This is a genomic window from Rhodococcoides fascians A25f, assembly GCF_000760935.2.
In the GTDB taxonomy this organism is placed as follows: domain Bacteria; phylum Actinomycetota; class Actinomycetes; order Mycobacteriales; family Mycobacteriaceae; genus Rhodococcoides.
Window position 1 is genome coordinate 1,376,307 of the sequence record NZ_CP049744.1, and the last position, 15,851, is coordinate 1,392,157.

Annotated in this window: 17 protein-coding genes; 16 read left to right on the top strand and 1 reads right to left on the bottom strand. The window is 64.6% G+C overall.

The window, feature by feature from the left end; translation table 11 throughout:
- Positions 1 to 11: 11 nt before the first annotated feature.
- From BH93_RS06590 to BH93_RS06630, 9 genes are all read left to right on the top strand, one after another.
- Positions 12 to 1,226: a lipase family protein gene (locus tag BH93_RS06590; RefSeq protein ID WP_037171867.1), complete on the top strand. Its 1,215-nt coding sequence runs from the start codon at positions 12 to 14 to the stop codon at positions 1,224 to 1,226.
- Positions 1,223 to 2,974, top strand: a complete 1,752-nt coding sequence (locus BH93_RS06595) for a CocE/NonD family hydrolase (protein ID WP_037171864.1) — start codon at positions 1,223 to 1,225, stop codon at positions 2,972 to 2,974. The genes BH93_RS06590 and BH93_RS06595 overlap by 4 nt, the downstream gene beginning before the upstream one ends.
- 35 nt (positions 2,975 to 3,009) lie before the next feature.
- A complete protein-coding gene (locus tag BH93_RS06600; RefSeq protein ID WP_442981234.1) occupies positions 3,010 to 4,209 on the top strand; it encodes a lipase family protein in 1,200 nt (399 codons plus the stop codon).
- Positions 4,210 to 4,374: 165 nt separating this feature from the next.
- Positions 4,375 to 4,932, top strand: a complete 558-nt coding sequence (locus BH93_RS06605; protein WP_155290865.1) for a DUF3558 domain-containing protein — start codon at positions 4,375 to 4,377, stop codon at positions 4,930 to 4,932.
- 45 nt (positions 4,933 to 4,977) lie between these two features.
- On the top strand, positions 4,978 to 5,346 hold the full coding sequence (locus BH93_RS06610) for a hypothetical protein (protein ID WP_037171858.1): 369 nt from the start codon (positions 4,978 to 4,980) through the stop codon (positions 5,344 to 5,346).
- 227 nt (positions 5,347 to 5,573) lie between these two features.
- Positions 5,574 to 6,737: a low temperature requirement protein A gene (locus tag BH93_RS06615; RefSeq protein ID WP_052064906.1), complete on the top strand. Its 1,164-nt coding sequence runs from the start codon at positions 5,574 to 5,576 to the stop codon at positions 6,735 to 6,737.
- A gap of 12 nt (positions 6,738 to 6,749) precedes the next feature.
- Positions 6,750 to 7,505 (top strand): phosphoglyceromutase, encoded by a 756-nt coding sequence (locus tag BH93_RS06620; protein ID WP_032380367.1) that lies wholly within the window; start codon positions 6,750 to 6,752, stop codon positions 7,503 to 7,505.
- A gap of 137 nt (positions 7,506 to 7,642) precedes the next feature.
- Complete coding sequence (locus BH93_RS06625; protein WP_037171856.1) at positions 7,643 to 8,815, top strand: sensor histidine kinase; 1,173 nt, start codon at positions 7,643 to 7,645, stop codon at positions 8,813 to 8,815.
- Entirely contained in the window at positions 8,812 to 9,501 is a 690-nt protein-coding gene (locus BH93_RS06630; protein WP_037171854.1) for a response regulator transcription factor, read from the top strand. Before BH93_RS06625 ends, BH93_RS06630 begins: the two co-directional genes overlap by 4 nt.
- A gap of 68 nt (positions 9,502 to 9,569) precedes the next feature.
- On the opposite strand, the gene BH93_RS06635 is transcribed toward BH93_RS06630, so the two are convergent.
- Entirely contained in the window at positions 9,570 to 10,322 is a 753-nt protein-coding gene (locus tag BH93_RS06635; RefSeq protein WP_052064905.1) for a hypothetical protein, read from the bottom strand.
- Positions 10,323 to 10,400: 78 nt separating this feature from the next.
- Here BH93_RS06635 and BH93_RS06640 point away from each other — a divergent pair, with 78 nt between their 5' ends.
- The 7 genes from BH93_RS06640 to BH93_RS06670 all read left to right on the top strand — a co-directional run bounded on the left by BH93_RS06640 (position 10,401) and on the right by BH93_RS06670 (position 15,741).
- Complete coding sequence (locus BH93_RS06640) at positions 10,401 to 11,354, top strand: Ppx/GppA phosphatase family protein (RefSeq protein WP_032380371.1); 954 nt, start codon at positions 10,401 to 10,403, stop codon at positions 11,352 to 11,354.
- Positions 11,351 to 12,487, top strand: a complete 1,137-nt coding sequence (locus BH93_RS06645; RefSeq protein ID WP_037171853.1) for a Yip1 family protein — start codon at positions 11,351 to 11,353, stop codon at positions 12,485 to 12,487. Before BH93_RS06640 ends, BH93_RS06645 begins: the two co-directional genes overlap by 4 nt.
- 12 nt (positions 12,488 to 12,499) lie before the next feature.
- The gene (locus tag BH93_RS06650; protein ID WP_032401858.1) at positions 12,500 to 13,342 is read left to right on the top strand and encodes a sugar phosphate isomerase/epimerase family protein; all 843 of its coding nucleotides are present in this window, start codon (positions 12,500 to 12,502) and stop codon (positions 13,340 to 13,342) included.
- Between the two features lie 22 nt (positions 13,343 to 13,364).
- On the top strand, positions 13,365 to 14,222 hold the full coding sequence (locus BH93_RS06655; protein ID WP_037171851.1) for a thioesterase family protein: 858 nt from the start codon (positions 13,365 to 13,367) through the stop codon (positions 14,220 to 14,222).
- An 18-nt stretch (positions 14,223 to 14,240) separates the two neighbouring features.
- Positions 14,241 to 15,056 (top strand): pyrroline-5-carboxylate reductase, encoded by an 816-nt coding sequence (proC, locus tag BH93_RS06660; RefSeq protein WP_037171850.1) that lies wholly within the window; start codon positions 14,241 to 14,243, stop codon positions 15,054 to 15,056.
- A 127-nt stretch (positions 15,057 to 15,183) separates the two neighbouring features.
- The gene (locus BH93_RS06665; RefSeq protein ID WP_008713658.1) at positions 15,184 to 15,420 is read left to right on the top strand and encodes a helix-turn-helix domain-containing protein; all 237 of its coding nucleotides are present in this window, start codon (positions 15,184 to 15,186) and stop codon (positions 15,418 to 15,420) included.
- Positions 15,421 to 15,639: 219 nt separating this feature from the next.
- On the top strand, positions 15,640 to 15,741 hold the full coding sequence (locus BH93_RS06670) for a 30S ribosomal protein bS22 (protein ID WP_003402602.1): 102 nt from the start codon (positions 15,640 to 15,642) through the stop codon (positions 15,739 to 15,741).
- Positions 15,742 to 15,851 lie beyond the last annotated feature (110 nt).

Sequence of the window (15,851 nt, forward strand, 5' to 3'; positions counted from 1 at the left end):
GAGCTTTCATCATGCGCCGCACCCTCTTGACCCTGACGACCGCCGTCGGGCTGATGTCGATGCTGTTCGTCACTGCGCCACACGCGTCGGCCGCGCCGACCGATCCGACACCGGTGCCCGGCACGCTCTATGCGGCTGCGGCTGCGGCTGACCTGACCGGTAAGAACAACGGTGACGTCGTGGCGAACAGGCGGTTCTCGAGCCCCCTGTACCCGGGTGCCGACATCTGGCAGATCCAGTATCGATCGTCCGACTCCCGAGGTGACGCGATCGCTGCTGTGACAACCGTTCTCGCGCCGGCGAACCGCGCACCCGGTGGGCCGCTGCTGTCGTATCAGCCGTTCGTCAACGCGCTCGGGTTGCAGTGCGCGCCGTCGGAATCGCTGTTCGGGGCCGATCCGACGACCGGTGTTCAGGAGCGTGAATTTCTCAACCTGGCCCTGATGCGTGGCTGGTCCGTCGCAGTCCCGGACCACCTCGGTCCCAAAAGTGCTTATGGCGCAGCCAAGCTCGGCGGTCAGATCACTCTCGACGGAATTCGCGCCGCGCAGCGGGTTCCCGAGCTCGGACTGTCGGCCAGTCCGGTCGGAATGGCCGGATATTCGGGTGGTGGAATGGCGACGGCATGGGCCGCAGCGCTCGCTCCGAGCTATGCACCCGAGCTGAACATCGTCGGTGCCGCAGCCGGAGGGGTGCCGGCCGATCTGGACAACATCGCTCGCGCGTTGGGTTTCCAGCCGCATCAGGCATTCGGGCTCGCGTTTGCCGCGGCCATCGGACTCGAACGTGAGTACCCCGACCGTCTACCGATCACGGCTCAGCTCAATCCCACCGGTCTGGCGTTGAAGGATCAGGTCTCGAATGCGTGCACACCGGTGATCCTTGCTACCGGAGCCTTCAAGAGCGCATTGGCGGTCTCGACCACGACGTCCTTGGTGGACAGCCCCGAAGCGCAGCAGATCATCGACGAAAACAGTTTGGTGAAGTATGCGGGAGTTCCCACCGCACCCACGCTGCTGTGGGGAAGCGACAACGACCCCTTGATCCCCATCGGTGCCCTGCGCGACACTGCCGCACGGTACTGCGCGAACGGGGCGACTCTGCAGTTCGACGTCGTTCATGCCCCGCAGCACATTCAGGCAGCCTTCGAGGGTCTTCCCGCTGCGCTCACATTCCTGGACAACAGGTTTCGGGGTGTCGCTCCGCCGACGAACTGCGTCCGATGAAACTGTTCTCGACCGTGGTCGGTGTCACCGCGACCGCTCTGGTCGTGGCCACCGCGCCTGCTCATGCCGCGGACCTTCCGGTGCTGGCCCCGCAATCGTTCGGCGACTTCTCGGTACAGACTCGATATTTCGACGTCGCGGTGGGTCCTGAGCGGGATCAGCACTGCACCGTCGTGGGTGACATCTACGTCCCCGATGGTCTGGGACCGGACAACCGGGCTCCGGCCATCCTGACCAGCAACGGTTTCGGCGGATCCAAGGACGACCAAGCGGGTGCCGCAGTGAGATTCGCGACCCACGGCTACGTGGTTCTGTCATACTCCGCCTTGGGTTTCGGTGGCTCGACGTGCAAGATCTATTTCGCCGATCCCGACTACGACGGCATGGCTGCCTCGGACCTCATCGGCTACCTTGCCGGTGACAGCGAAGGCGTGTTCACCGACGCCGCTCTCTCCGTCGAAGCCCCCGTTCTGGACGTCGTTCGCCTCGATGCTCCGCAGGATCCCCGCGTCGGCTATCTCGGTGGTTCCTATGCCGGTGCAACGGGATTGGCGGCAGCATCGGTGGATTCGCGACTGGATACAGTCGCGTCGATGATCACGTGGAACGATCTGGCTCGCTCGCTGGCACCGGATGGAGCCGGGCGCAGGTCGGTCGGCCCCGTCAAGAGCGTGTTCGGTTCGGCATTTCTGGCGGCCGGCGCCGTCCTGACCGGCCCCGGAGGGTACGCAGCCGATCCGGCGCGGGCACAGGGATGCCCGAACTATGCCCAGTGGGTCTGCGACGCCGCGTCCGCCTTCTCTGCCAATCGCGAACCGGACCCGGGAACTCTGGCGGCGATGCGTCACGTCTCGCCCGTGGACTATCTCGATCGAGTCGATGTCCCGGTTCTGCTCACGCAGGGCCAGAAGGATTCACTGTTCAGCCTCGACGAGGCAGCAGCCACGTTCGAGACTCTGCGGGCGCGCGGAGTGGAAACGTCCATGGTCTGGCACTCGTGGGGACACAACGATCGCAAGGGCTATCCGGGGGAGTTCGACATCAAGGCCCCCGATCCGTTCAATCAGCACGAAGCGGCACTGGTGGGCAATTGGCTCGACCGACACCTCAAGGATCGTGACGTCGACCCGGGGCCGGCATTCACCTACTTCCGGGATTGGGTGCCCTACACCGGCGTCGCGTCGCCGGCCTACGAGGAATCGGACACATTTCCTGTCGGCACCAGGCGCACGTTCGACGTGGCAGACGGCACGCTGTCCGAGGATGTCGCCTCGAACAATGCATGGACACAGACGATTCGGGATGCGGGATCGCCTATGCACACCACCTTGGGGCTGCCGAACATCGCCGCGGAGGTTCCCGTTCCTCGGGTCTCGCTGCCCGGTTCGGCCGTGACCTGGACAACCGCGCCGCTGGCCGAACCGGTCGACGTCGTTGGCGCACCGGAGCTGTCCATCAGTCCCACGGTGTCCGGGCCTGCGACGGTCTTCGTCACCGTGCTCGACGTCGCACCGAACGGTGTGAGGAGTCCGATTCACGGGCTCGTCGCACCCGCCGTCCTCACCGGATCCGCGGACCCGGTGACGATCCCGCTGCCCAGCATCGTCCATCGATTCGATCGCGGCCACCGCATCGGAGTCGACATCACCGCTTCCGACCCGTCCTTCGCCGGTGGACCCGGCCCAGCGGACGTCACCTTCTCCTCGACGGATCCGATCAACCAGTTCTCTCTACCCATAGTGCCGTGACACTTCGATTTGCTTACTCCGAAAGGCTCACCGTGATCCGAAAATTCTTTGCCCTGGGGTCCATTCTGGTGGCGCTCTGCGCGTCCTTGTTCGCCACGGGGACAACAGCTTCGGCGGCTCCTGCGCCGACGATCCCCGATCCGGACATCTTCTACGCGGCGCCGGCGGACATAGCCGATCACGCGCCGGGTGACATCCTCGCCAGCCGCCGGGCCGACGCATGGATGTATCCCAACACCGACATCTGGCAACTCAAGTACCGGTCGACCAACTCCGCAGGTGCTCCCGTCGCCGCGGTGACCACTGTGCTGATGCCCCGAGGTAGAGGTGCGGGCACGCCGCTCGTGTCGTATCAGGCAGTGATCAATGCTCTGGGTGTGAAATGTGCACCGTCGCATGGTCTTTTCACGTACGAGATCGGTGAAGCTCCGAGTCTGTACCTCGGGATGGTCGCCCGCGGTTGGGCGGTTGCGGTGCCCGATTACCTCGGACCGAACGGTGCATACGGCGCTGCCGAATACGAGGGCCGTTTGACGCTCGACGGGGTTCGCGCCGTGCAGAACTTCGAGCAGCTGCCGTTGAAGGAGAGTCCGGTCGCTCTGCTGGGCTACTCCGGTGGTGCGCTGGCAACATCGTGGGCCGGTGCCATGGCACCCACCTACGCCCCCGAGCTGAACATCGTCGCCACCGTGCAGGGCGGTATCCCTGCCGACCTCGAACTGATCGCAAAGAACCTGGGCTACAGCCCGATTCCGCACCCCGCGTTCGGAATGGCGCTGGCCGCATCGCTCGGACTCGAACGTGAATACCCGACGGAGTTCCCCGTTTCGGAGAACCTGAATGCGGCAGGCCTGGCGTTGCGAGATCAGGTGAGTAACCAGTGCAGGCGTCCCATCATCATCGGCGGAGCGTTCAAGAGCGCTCGGGATCTGTCGAACGTCGACATCGCATCGCTGCCGTCCGCGAAGGCCGTGTTGAAGAAGAACAGTCTCGTCGACTACGAAGGCGTTCCGACGGCACCGGTGTACATGTGGCAGGGAATCAACGACTTCATCACCCCGTTCGCGCCGGTGAAAGAAACCGTGGATCGCTACTGCGCAGCCGGTGCCACCGTCCAGTTCCGGGCGTACCCGTTTGCGGAGCACTTCAGCGGATCGCTCGTCGGACTGCCCGAGGCCTACGCCTACGTGGACGCACGATTCCGAGGTGAGCCGGCACCGTCGAACTGCGCCTGATCTTGTCTCGGTAGTGACCTCACACCTCTTTTGACGACCGCGCGCCCTTGCTCTGAAGTGAGCGGGGGCGCGCAGTCGTCGGTAGGGGTGTGAGGTCGTTGTGGAACCGAGCCGACGTTCGCCGCGTCCAAGGGGTGGGGTGGGTTCGACGAGGGGAGTGGCGGCGTGACGCGGTGGTGGGTGACAGGCGTGGTCGGAGTGATGGTTCTGGTCGCCGGATGTGGCAATTCGACGTCGGGAGCGCCGGTGGCGGATTCGCCGACCACGACGTCGGAAGCACCGAGCGCAGCCGAGCCGTGGGATCCATGCAGCATCCCGAACAATGCCATCGAGGCCGCGGGATTGGATGTGGGGAGCAAGACGTCGACGTTGGTCGGAGACAGGCCGATCTCCACCGATTGGATGATCTGCTCCTGGAGGAACCCCGATCCAGGCTCCTGGTACTTCCTCGGAGTGTTCTCCTCGGACCACGATCTCGCCTACCTGAAAGGTAACGATCAGTTCGGCGAGTTTGTCGAAGTCGATAATGCTGGTGCCGTGCAGTTTCGGCGAACCGCGAATTACGACGAGGTCAGCTGTGGTGTCGCGTATGAAGTGGTTGGGGGAATTGTCTATTTCATTCTCGACGGGCGTGCTTCCCGCGAGCCGCAGGGCGATCCATGTGTCGAGGTCGAGCGGGTTGGAAGCGCGCTCCGCTCGTCGTTGCCACCGTCGAGCCGATAGTGAGGAGCTGCTGTGGAATCAGGGCCGAATGAACTTGGGGCTGCGATGCTGACCTGGCGGGGATTGGCTGCGCAGGCCGACTCGGGGCAGCTGCAAATTCCGGAGGGCGTCGGGTTTCAGTGCGACAAAGTGTGCGCAGATTACGTCTTGCACCTCGAATTGATGCTCGAGAAGACGAAGTGGTTGGTCGACACGGACGCATATGGCACCCTTCCGTCGGCTCGATTGCTGGGTGCGAAGTTCAAGCGACTGGCCGATGGCGAAGAAGGCTCGGCGGCTTCTGTAATCAGGCAGCACATCGAGGTCATCGAATTGATGCGATCGGTGTTTCGTCGCTATCTCGTCGACACCGAAGCGGTCGATCAAAGTGTGGGAGCTCGAATCGGCGGTATCGGAGCAGGTCTGGGGGAGTAGGTCCGCAACCTCACACCCCTTCTCTCGACCTCACACCCCGTTATGCGCTGAATCCCGGCGCGCGGTCGGCAAAAAGGGTGTGAGGTCCCCGAAAATGGTCGCGCCATACCGTCGAACATGCCCGAAATGTCCGTAAAGACAACCGCAGCAACACAATCGAGACAACATTCGCGAATCGGATGACTTAGTCTGCGAGCGTGAATCTCTCCACTGCTCGTCTGGTGCCGATGCGACCGCGTGATCCCCAGGAGCCGCACCGGGCCGCGAGTCCGCTCGAGTTGTTCTTCGACCTCGTGTTCGTGGTTGCCGTGAGTATCGCAGCGGTGCAGCTCCATCACGCGCTCACCGAGAACCACCTTGTCGACGGTCTTCTCAGCTATGCGCTCGTGTTCTTCGCGATCTGGTGGGCGTGGATGAACTTCACCTGGTTCGCCACGTCGTTCGACACCGACGACTGGCTGTATCGCGCGTTGACCGTCGTGCAGATGGCCGGCGTACTGGTGCTCGCCGCGGGGATCGAATCGGCGTTCGTGGACAAGGATTTCGCGATCGTGGTACTCGGCTACGTCGTGATGCGCGTGGCGATGGTGACGCAGTGGGTTCGAGCATCTCGTTCGAGTGAGTACAAGAAGACCGCACTGTCGTACGCGATAGGCATTGCGGGAGTGCAGGTTCTGTGGATTCTCTGGATGGTGCTGCTCGACGGTACGGCCGCTGTCGTCATGTTCTTCGTGCTGGCGGCTGCCGAGATGTCGGTTCCGGTGATCGCCGAACGCAGCGGCTCGACGCCGTGGCATCCGCATCACATCACCGAGCGCTACGGGCTGTTCACGCTGATACTGCTCGGCGAAAGTCTGCTCGCATCGGCCAACGCCATCATCGAGGCGCTGCACGACGAGACTGCCCTGGCGCCGTTGATCTCGATTTCCGTCCTCACACTCGTCGTCACCGCGAGTCTGTGGTGGATCTACTTCTGGCCGCCGCATCACCGGGCAATCGGAAAGTTCGGCAACTCGCTGATCTACGGCTACGCGCACTACTTCATCTTTGCGGCCGCCGGCGCGTTCTCGGCCGGCATCGAGGTCGAGATCGACGTGCTCACCGAACACAGCAAGCTCGGCGACGTCGCCGCGTCCTTCACCGTCACGGTGCCGATTGCGATATTCGTCCTCGGAGTGTGGCTGATCGCGATTCGTTCCAACGCGGATCGCGTCGTCAACATCGCAGTTCCGGTGGGCGCCCTACTCGTGTTGTTCGACCCGATCATTCCCATCCCGATCACCCTCACCGCCGCGGTCATGATCGTCGTCGTCGGCGTGCTCGTCGCACGCGGGCCACGACCCCCAGCGTTAGGTCGTTCCGCAGGCTCCACTCCCCAGCGTCCCGCATGAGAAACTGACCACATGAGTATCGGAACCCTGATTCTGCTCCGTCACGGCGAGAGCGAATGGAACGCGTCCAATCAGTTCACCGGTTGGGTGGACGTGCGACTGACCGAGAAGGGTGAGGCCGAAGGCAAGCGTGCCGGTCAGCTCCTTGCGGAGGCCGGAGTGCTGCCCGACCTGCTGTACACCTCGCTGCTGCGTCGCGCGATCAGCACCGCCAACCTCGCGCTCGACGCCGCCGACCGCCACTGGATTCCCGTCGTGCGCGATTGGCGTCTGAACGAGCGGCACTACGGCGCGCTGCAGGGCCTGAACAAGGCCGAGACCAAGGACAAGTACGGCAACGAGCAGTTCATGCTGTGGCGTCGTAGCTACGACACCCCGCCGCCCGCCATCGAGGTCGGCAGCGAGTTCAGCCAGGATGCCGATCCCCGCTACGCCGATCTGGACAGCGTTCCGCTGACCGAATGCCTCGCAGATGTGGTCGAGCGGCTGATCCCGTACTTCGAGGAGACGATCGTCGCCGACCTGAAGGCAGGCAAGACCGTGCTCGTCGCCGCGCACGGCAACTCGCTGCGCGCGCTCGTGAAGTACCTCGACGAGATCTCCGACGCGGACATCGCCGAGCTGAACATTCCCACCGGCATCCCATTGCAGTACGACCTCACCGAGGTCGACGGCAAATTGAAGCCCACCAATCCGGGTGGCACCTACCTCGATCCGGAAGCAGCGGCCGCGGGAGCTGCTGCCGTGGCAAATCAGGGCGGTAAGTAACTCCATCGCGCACAAACCGGCAGTTTGTCGAAACTGCAGGTGAACGAACGAAGAACACTGCCGACGAGGACTATGACGACCAGGGAAATGCCTGCACCCTGCGTATGTGAGCTGTCCATCGAACGTACGATTCCGGTGTGAGTGTTGCATCGGCCGTACTACTGGCAATTGCCGCGGCCTTCGTGGGATACCTCGTCGGCGGTGTTCTCATCCCGTACCTCAACACTCGACACTCGGAGCGTCGCCGCGCCACGTCCGGTTTGACGATGTCGCAGGTACTGGACCTGATCGTGCTCGCGTCGGAGAGCGGCATCGCCGTCGTCGATCAGTTTCACGACGTCGTGCTGTCGAATCCACGGGCCGAGGAGCTCGGTTTGGTGCGTAACCGTTCGATCGACGAGCGCGCTTGGGCTGCGGCGACGAAAGTGCTGTCCGACGGCCATCCCGTCGAAGTCGATCTCAGCTCCAAGGCACCGCGACCGGGCCGCGACAAGATCGCCGTCCGATGCGTCGCGCGCCTGCTCAGCAAGGAAGACAAGCGCTTCGTCGTGCTGTTCGCCGACGACGATTCCGAGCAGGTGCGGATGGAAGCGACGCGTCGCGACTTCGTGGCCAACGTCAGTCACGAACTCAAGACACCCGTCGGTGCGATGAGCCTGCTGGCCGAGGCGCTGCTCGAGTCCGCGGACGATCCGGATTCCGTTCGGCATTTCGGCGGCAAGGTCGTCGCCGAATCCAAACGCCTGGGCAACATGGTGACCGAGCTGATCGCGCTCTCGCGATTGCAAGGGGCCGAGAAGCTACCCGACCTCGAGGTCGTCGACGTCGACACCGTCGTCAACGAAGCAATGGATCGCTCCAAGCTCGCCGCCGAGAACGCCGGCATTTCCGTCACCACCGATCACCCGAGCGGACTCGAAGTGCTCGGCGACCAAGCTCTACTGGTGACGGCGCTCGCCAACCTCATCCAGAACGCGATCGCATACTCGTCCAACGGATCGCCCGTCTCGGTCAGCCGGGCCCTGCGCGGCTCGCAGGTCGCGTTCGCCGTCACCGACCGCGGCATCGGCATCGCCAAAGCCGACCAGGAACGCGTCTTCGAACGATTCTTCCGCGTCGACAAAGCTCGGTCGCGGGCCACCGGCGGCACAGGCCTCGGCCTGGCCATCGCCAAACACGTCGCAGCCAACCACAACGGCAGCATCTCGCTGTGGAGCAAGCTGGGCACCGGATCCACCTTCACCCTCCAGATCCCCGCGTACTTCGAAGAAGAAGACGACGCTGCGGTTACAGAAAGAGAGAATCAGTGACCAACGTTCTGATCGTGGAAGACGAAGAGTCGTTGGCCGATCCACTGGCCTTCCTGCTCCGCAAAGAAGGGTTCGAGGCCACCGTCGTGGGCGACGGTCCGTCGGCTCTGGCCGAGTTCGATCGCGCCGGAGCGGACATCGTGCTGCTCGATCTCATGCTCCCCGGGATGAGCGGCACCGACGTGTGCAAGCAATTGCGTTCGCGCTCAGGTGTTCCCGTCATCATGGTGACCGCACGCGACAGCGAGATCGACAAGGTGGTCGGCCTCGAACTGGGAGCAGACGACTACGTCACCAAGCCCTATTCGGCGCGCGAGCTCATCGCCCGCATCCGCGCGGTACTGCGTCGAGGCTCCGACGCCGAGGTCGACGGCGGAGCCGACACCGGAGTGCTCGAGGCCGGCCCGGTGCGAATGGACGTCGAACGCCATGTGGTGATGGTGGGATCCGAGCAGATCACGTTGCCGCTCAAGGAATTCGATCTGCTCGAGTACCTACTGCGCAACTCCGGCCGAGTGCTCACGCGCGGACAGTTGATCGACCGGGTGTGGGGAGCCGACTACGTGGGCGACACCAAGACCCTGGACGTGCACGTGAAGCGACTGCGCTCCAAGATCGAGGCCGACCCGGCCAAGCCGGAACACCTCGTGACCGTGCGCGGGCTGGGTTACAAGCTCGAGGGATAGAGCCTGCGGCATGTGCACGGAAACTCGTAGTGGGCTACGAGGTTCCGCGCACATGCGGCGCAGCCGCTCTATCGACGCTGAGCCTCACGAGTGGCCGGATGCACCGCGATCAGACCAAGGCCACGGCGACGCTTGCACAGTGACGCCAATTCGTCGTATGCGGCTTTGCCGAGCAGCTCGGTCAATTCGGGCTTGTAGGACTCGAACACCTGCTTCGCGCCGACGTGGGCGTCGGGTGAGCCGGAGCAGTACCAGTGCAGATCGAGACCGCCTTCGCCCCAGCCGCGTCGGTCGTATTCGCCGATGGTGGTCTTGAGAATCTCCGAGCCGTCCGGCCGCGTCACCCAGTCCTGGGTGCGCCGGATCGGAAGCTGCCAGCACACATCGGGCTTGACCTCGAGCGGCTCGATGCCCTTGCGCAGCGCCATCGAGTGCAGCGCGCACCCGATGCCGCCCTCGAAGCCGGGACGGTTCTGGAAGATGCACGCACCCTTGTAGCGGCGCGTACGCAGCGACTGTTCGTCGTCGAGATCGTCGTATTCGACGTATCCCTTCTTGCCCAGACCCTTGTCCATGAGCTGCCAGTCCTGCGGGGTGAGCAACTTCACCGACTCGTCGAGCTTGCGCTTGTCGTCCTCGTCGGACAGGAATGCGCCGTGCGAACAGCACCCGTCGTCAGGCCTGCCCTCGACGGTTCCCTGGCATGCCGGAGTGCCGAAGACGCAGGTCCAGTTGGACAGGAGCCACGTCAGATCGGCGGCGATGAGGTGTTCCGAATTGTCTGGATCTGGGAATTCGACCCACTCTCGTGGGAAATCCATCTCGACCTCTGCAGCGAACGGTGGCTGCTCACGACCTGCTGTCACAAAGGACGACGCTAGACCCAGTACCGTGGACCTGTGCGATTAGGGGTGCTCGACGTCGGTAGCAACACGGTGCATCTACTTGTCGTGGACGCCCACCGCGGCGCTCACCCCACCCCGATGAGCTCGAGCAAGGCAACGTTGCGCCTCTCCGAGAACACCGATGCGCACGGAAACATCACCCCTGCGGGCGCGGATCGCCTCGTGAACGAGGTTCGTGAGTTCGCAGCCATCGCCGAACGTTCGGGTTGCAGTGAACTGATGGCATTTGCCACCTCCGCAGTGCGCGACGCCTACAACTCGGAGGACGTGCTCGCTCGAGTACTCACCGAAACCGGAGTTTCCCTGCAGACATTGTCCGGCGTCGACGAGGCCCGGCTGACATTTCTCGCGGTTCGACGCTGGTACGGCTGGAGCGCCGGGCGCATCCTCGGACTCGACATCGGCGGCGGATCGCTCGAACTGGCCAGCGGAAGCGACGAGAATCCGGACGTCGCATTCTCTCTGCAACTCGGTGCCGGTCGCCTCACCCGCGATTGGCTCGACGAGGATCCACCGGGCAAGCGTCGTATCGCGGTTCTCCGGGATTGGCTGGATGCGGAATTGGCGACCCCCGCCAAGGAGTTGCTGGCGGCCGGCGACGCCGACCGGGCCGTGGGAACGTCGAAGACATTCCGTTCGTTGGCTCGCTTGACCGGTGCCGCGCCCTCCGCGGCCGGTCCCAGAGTGACGCGGACGCTCACTGCGAGCGGCTTGAGGCAACTCATAGCCTTCATATCGCGGATGACGGCCGCCGACCGTGCAGAATTGGAAGGCGTCAGCGCCGACAGGTCGCCACAACTGGTGGCCGGGGCATTGGTAGCGGAGGCGAGCATGCGGGCATTGTCGGTGGAGTCACTCGAGATCTGCCCGTGGGCGCTGAGGGAAGGTTTGATTTTGAGGAAGCTGGACACCGAAACCGACGGCGATCTGGTGGGGAGTTCGAGATGAGCGAGAACAATCCAGAGGACACCGGGCAGATCTCGGTTGCCGAGCTGTTGGCCCGAAACGGCCAGCAGACGAACCTGAGCACCGGTGGACGCCGTCGCCGAGGCGTCAAGGGCGGCATCTCCGTCGCCGAGCTCACCGGTGAAATCCCGGTCGTCCGGGACGAGCCGGGCAGCCGTAGCGCCCCGGTGGTCGACGCGCCTGCTCCGCCTCCGGCGGACCGTGACACGTCGGCCCCCGCTCGAGTCGAGGCGGACGACGACCGCGTGACGCCCGACGACGCGCCCGCATTCCTGTCCTCGCGGCCACAACCGGCCCGACCGCAGAGCGCTCGCCCGACCGCGTTCCAACCGGTGGCCAGGCGCGAGAAGCAGCAGCCCGAGCCCGAACTGCTGTCCGGCTCCACCACGGTGGCCGGTGACCTGCTCAACCGGTCGCACGACGACACCGAGCGCGGTCATCGTCCGGCTGCACCGACGACGCCACCGGATCGGCAGCCGTACGGATCCACCGCGGCCGAACAGGGGCGGAACCGCAAGCCCGCAGGATTCACCGCGCCGCGCCAGGTCGAGGTGGCCGAGCCGAACACCGACGTCACCCCGCGAGCAGCGGTGATCGACGTCGACGACGTCGCCAAGACCGCGGTGTCTGCGCGCATTGCGCGCCCGGACGACACGGAATCCACCCCGACGGGCAAGGTCGCGTCGACCGAGGCACCTGCGACATCCGCTCCCACCCAGGCCGTCGATCTCGTCGAGCCGGATGCAGAGCGCGACGCCGAGGACAACACTGCAGCGGCACCGGAGACCGAGACCGACGCGAGCCCCGCGACCCGATCCAGCCGCCGTGCTTCGGCCGCCAAGGGCAAGGGCGGTGCCGTTCGGCAGTGGCTCGTGCTCCTCGGTCAGGCAGTGGTGGCCATCGTCGTCGGCGCATTGCTGTTCAAGGGCTTCGAGCAACTGTGGGACGTGTTGCCATGGGTCGCCCTGGTGCTGTCGGTGCTGGTGATCGTCGGTCTCGTGGCAGTGGTGAGAATCCTGCGGCGCACCGATGATCTGATATCGATCGTCATCGCGATCGCCGTGGGTGTGTTCGTGACGCTCGGTCCGCTCGCCTTCCAGCTCAGTACCGGCTGAGCTGGAACCGCCATGGCTGCGCAGCGAATACACGTCGGGCTGTCCACGGCATCGGTGTACCCGCAGAACACGGAGGCGGCGTTTCGTTACGCAGCCGAACTCGGGTACGACGGCGTGGAACTGATGGTGTGGGCCGAGTCGGTCAGCCAGGACGTCGACGCGGTGGCCGCACTCTCTCGGGAGTACTCGATGCCGGTTCAGGCCATCCACGCGCCGTGTCTGCTGATCTCGCAGCGGGTGTGGGGATCGGATCCGATCGCCAAACTGGCCCGATCGGTCGAGGTGGCCGAGAAACTCGGGTCGGCTACGGTCGTCGTTCATCCGCCGTTCCGCTGGCAACGCAAGTACAGCGAGGGCTTCGCCGATCAGGTAGCGGAACTGGAAGCGAACTCGCACGTGGTGGTTGCCGTCGAGAACATGTTTCCGATGCGTGCCGACAGGTTCTTCGGACGCAAGGAGAAATCGGCACAGCGACTCGAACGACGGGGCGGCCCGGGAGCCGCCCTGTCGGCGTTCTCCCCGTCGTACGACCCGACGGACGTCGGCCACGGTCACTACACCCTCGACCTCTCGCACACGGCCACCGCGGGCTCCGACGCCCTCGAGATGCTCGATCGGATGGGCGAGGGCATCGCACACCTGCATTTGGCCGACGGCCGAGGCGCGTCCGTCGACGAGCATCTGATCCCCGGGCACGGCAGTCAGCCGTGCGTGGAGGTGTGCACCGAACTGGTGCGCCGCGGCTTCGACGGTCAGGCCGTGATCGAGATCAACACGCAGAACGCGCGGACGGTCCCCGAACGTTCCTCGATGCTCGGACAAGCACTGCAGTTCGCCCGCGCACACCTGTCCTGAGGCCGCCGGTAAGTTGTCGGGAATGAGTTCTGCCAGCCCCTTCAAGGCCGCCACCACCCTGACCGCGCTCGAGGTCGCCACCGACACCGCGTCGTTCGCGGGCGCGATCGACTCCACCTGGACCATCGGTCCGAAGGTGCACGGAGGTGCCATGCTCGCCGTCTGCGCGGCGGCAGCGCGCAGGCATATCGTCCTGACCGACCCGGAGCTGGCCGAGATCCAGCCGCTCGCGGTGAGCGTCAGCTACCTGGCCGCTCCCGATCCCGGCGAGGTTGAGCTGACGACGGTGGTGCGCAAGCGCGGTCGCCAGGTCTCCCACGTCGACGTCGAACTCACCCAGGCCGGACGCGTCGCCGTACGGGCGGTGGTGACCCTGGGTCGTCCCGACTCCGACGAACCCCACCACGAGACGCCGACGTCACTGGCGTCGATGGCCGTCGAACCTCCCGCCGAGACACTCGCGGTGGCGGGGGATCATCCGATGGCGTCCATCGTGCACGTCGCCAAGGGCTGCGAGATGCGTATCGACGAGTCCTCGGCGTCGTTCCTGACCGGCGCACAGGGCGAGGCGGAGATCAGATTGTGGGTGCGTCCCTTCGCGGGCGACGAGGCCGACATCGACACCGCGGTGTTGTTCGCATTGATGACCGGAGACATCTCGGCTCCGGTGACCATGAACCGCGGCATGTTCGGTTGGGCGCCGACCGTGCAGTTGACGACCTACCTGCGGCGCCGTCCGGCACCGGGGTGGCTGCGCGTTGCGGCGACCAGCACCGTCATCGGCAGCACCTGGTTCGAGGAGGACCACGTGGTGCTGGATTCGACCGGTGCCGTCGTGGTGCAGAGCAGACAGTTGGCGATGGTGCCGCGCTCGAACTGACATGGCAGGCTTGGCCGCATGACGAGAATTGCAGTGATCGGCGGCGGACGGATCGGCGAGGCGTTGATTGCGGGACTCCTCGAGTCCGGCCACGCAGTGCGCGATCTGGTGGTCGCCGAGAAGTCCGAGGCCCGCGCCAAGGAGATCGCGAAGGAATTCGGTGTCCTGACCACCACCGTCGGCGACGCATCCGAGGGGGCCGACGTGATCGTGCTGGCGGTCAAGCCGGCCGACGTCGAAACGGCACTGACCGAGATCACCAAGATCGAGCTCGACGGCGATCGCGAACAACTCATCGTCTCGCTGGCCGCAGGCGTCCCCACCGCCAAGTTCGAGCCCAAGCTCCCCGCCGGCTTCCCTGTCGTTCGGGTCATGCCCAACACCCCGATGCTGGTGGGGGAAGGCGTCAGCGTGCTGGCACCGGGCAAGTACGCCCGCGCCGAGCACCTCGAGCTGGTCCGTTCCATCCTCTCGGCCGTCGGCAAGGTCGTGGTGGTCAAGGAACATCAGCTCGACGCCGTGACAGCGGTATCCGGGTCGGGTCCGGCCTATTTCTTCCTGGTGGCCGAGGCCATGATCGACGCGGGAGTGGGCCTGGGATTGGCCCGCGACGTGGCGTCGGCGCTCGTGGTTCAGACGATGGTGGGAGCCGGGGCGATGCTGGATCGGTCAGACGAGAGTGCGAACGAGCTCAGATATGCCGTGACCTCGCCGGGCGGTACGACGGCCGCAGCAGTGCGAGAATTGGAACGAAATGGCCTCCGAGCAGCGTTTTTCGATGCTCTCGGTGCCGCAAATGCCCGATCCATTGAGATGGGCATCACAGCAGATTGAAAAATCTTTTCCCCACTCCCGTCGCAGTAACCCCATCTGTCCCTATAGGCTCGGGGGCAGCACGTGCGTGTCTGTTCGGCAGGAGGGGAAGCCTGCCGCATGAGACGTGCCGGAGGTATGTGGATTGATGGCGTCTATAAACAAGCCGTCCAAGGGTTCGTCCCCGGATGGTCAACCGGCTCTGGCCGGAACGCAGTTCCTCACTGTCGCTGAAGTGGCGACGCTGATGAGGGTTTCGAAAATGACCGTGTACCGGCTGGTACACGGCGGAGAATTGCCCGCTGTACGAGTGGGTCGATCTTTTCGTGTGCACGCCAAGGCGGTTCACGACTATCTCGAGACCTCGTACTTCGACGCAGGCTAGTAGTGCACGCGGGGCCGGTTTCGTAAGTGCCGGTTCGGACCGGTAGGATTGGCGCTCGTCGTGCCAGCCAGCCGGTGTGCAGCCGTGGGCGAGTACGTGGCCCCAGCGCCAGCTCGGTGACCAAGGCTTTTGGCTCGAAGCCCTCAGGGCTTGGTTGTCAGGTAGGCGTACGCAAACGGCGTGCGCGAAAACGCTAGAGAAGAACGTGAGGACACCCGCATGGGTTCAGTGATCAAGAAGCGTCGCAAGCGCATGTCGAAGAAGAAGCACCGCAAGCTGCTTCGTCGTACCCGCGTGCAGCGCAGGAAACTCGGCAAGTAGTTCTGCCGGCATAGCTTTCACCAGGAGGCCCGTCACCGTCGGTGGCGGGCCTCCTGGCGTTCGAACGTGGGCTTCGCTTCTCACCCTCGCGTCTGCCCACCGATCCAGTA

Excerpts from the sequence above, each read along its gene's own strand:
- BH93_RS06590 (WP_037171867.1), top strand. The coding sequence starts at position 12 with ATGCGCCGCACCCTCTTGACCCTGACGACCGCCGTCGGGCTGATGTCG.
- BH93_RS06595 (WP_037171864.1), top strand. The coding sequence starts at position 1,223 with ATGAAACTGTTCTCGACCGTGGTCGGTGTCACCGCGACCGCTCTGGTC.
- BH93_RS06610 (WP_037171858.1), top strand. The coding sequence starts at position 4,978 with ATGCTGACCTGGCGGGGATTGGCTGCGCAGGCCGACTCGGGGCAGCTG.
- BH93_RS06615 (WP_052064906.1), top strand. The coding sequence starts at position 5,574 with ATGCGACCGCGTGATCCCCAGGAGCCGCACCGGGCCGCGAGTCCGCTC.
- BH93_RS06620 (WP_032380367.1), top strand. The coding sequence starts at position 6,750 with ATGAGTATCGGAACCCTGATTCTGCTCCGTCACGGCGAGAGCGAATGG.
- BH93_RS06635 (WP_052064905.1), bottom strand. The coding sequence starts at position 10,322 with ATGGATTTCCCACGAGAGTGGGTCGAATTCCCAGATCCAGACAATTCG.
- BH93_RS06645 (WP_037171853.1), top strand. The coding sequence starts at position 11,351 with ATGAGCGAGAACAATCCAGAGGACACCGGGCAGATCTCGGTTGCCGAG.
- BH93_RS06650 (WP_032401858.1), top strand. The coding sequence starts at position 12,500 with ATGGCTGCGCAGCGAATACACGTCGGGCTGTCCACGGCATCGGTGTAC.
- BH93_RS06655 (WP_037171851.1), top strand. The coding sequence starts at position 13,365 with ATGAGTTCTGCCAGCCCCTTCAAGGCCGCCACCACCCTGACCGCGCTC.
- proC (WP_037171850.1), top strand. The coding sequence starts at position 14,241 with ATGACGAGAATTGCAGTGATCGGCGGCGGACGGATCGGCGAGGCGTTG.
- BH93_RS06665 (WP_008713658.1), top strand. The coding sequence starts at position 15,184 with ATGGCGTCTATAAACAAGCCGTCCAAGGGTTCGTCCCCGGATGGTCAA.
- BH93_RS06670 (WP_003402602.1), top strand. The coding sequence starts at position 15,640 with ATGGGTTCAGTGATCAAGAAGCGTCGCAAGCGCATGTCGAAGAAGAAG.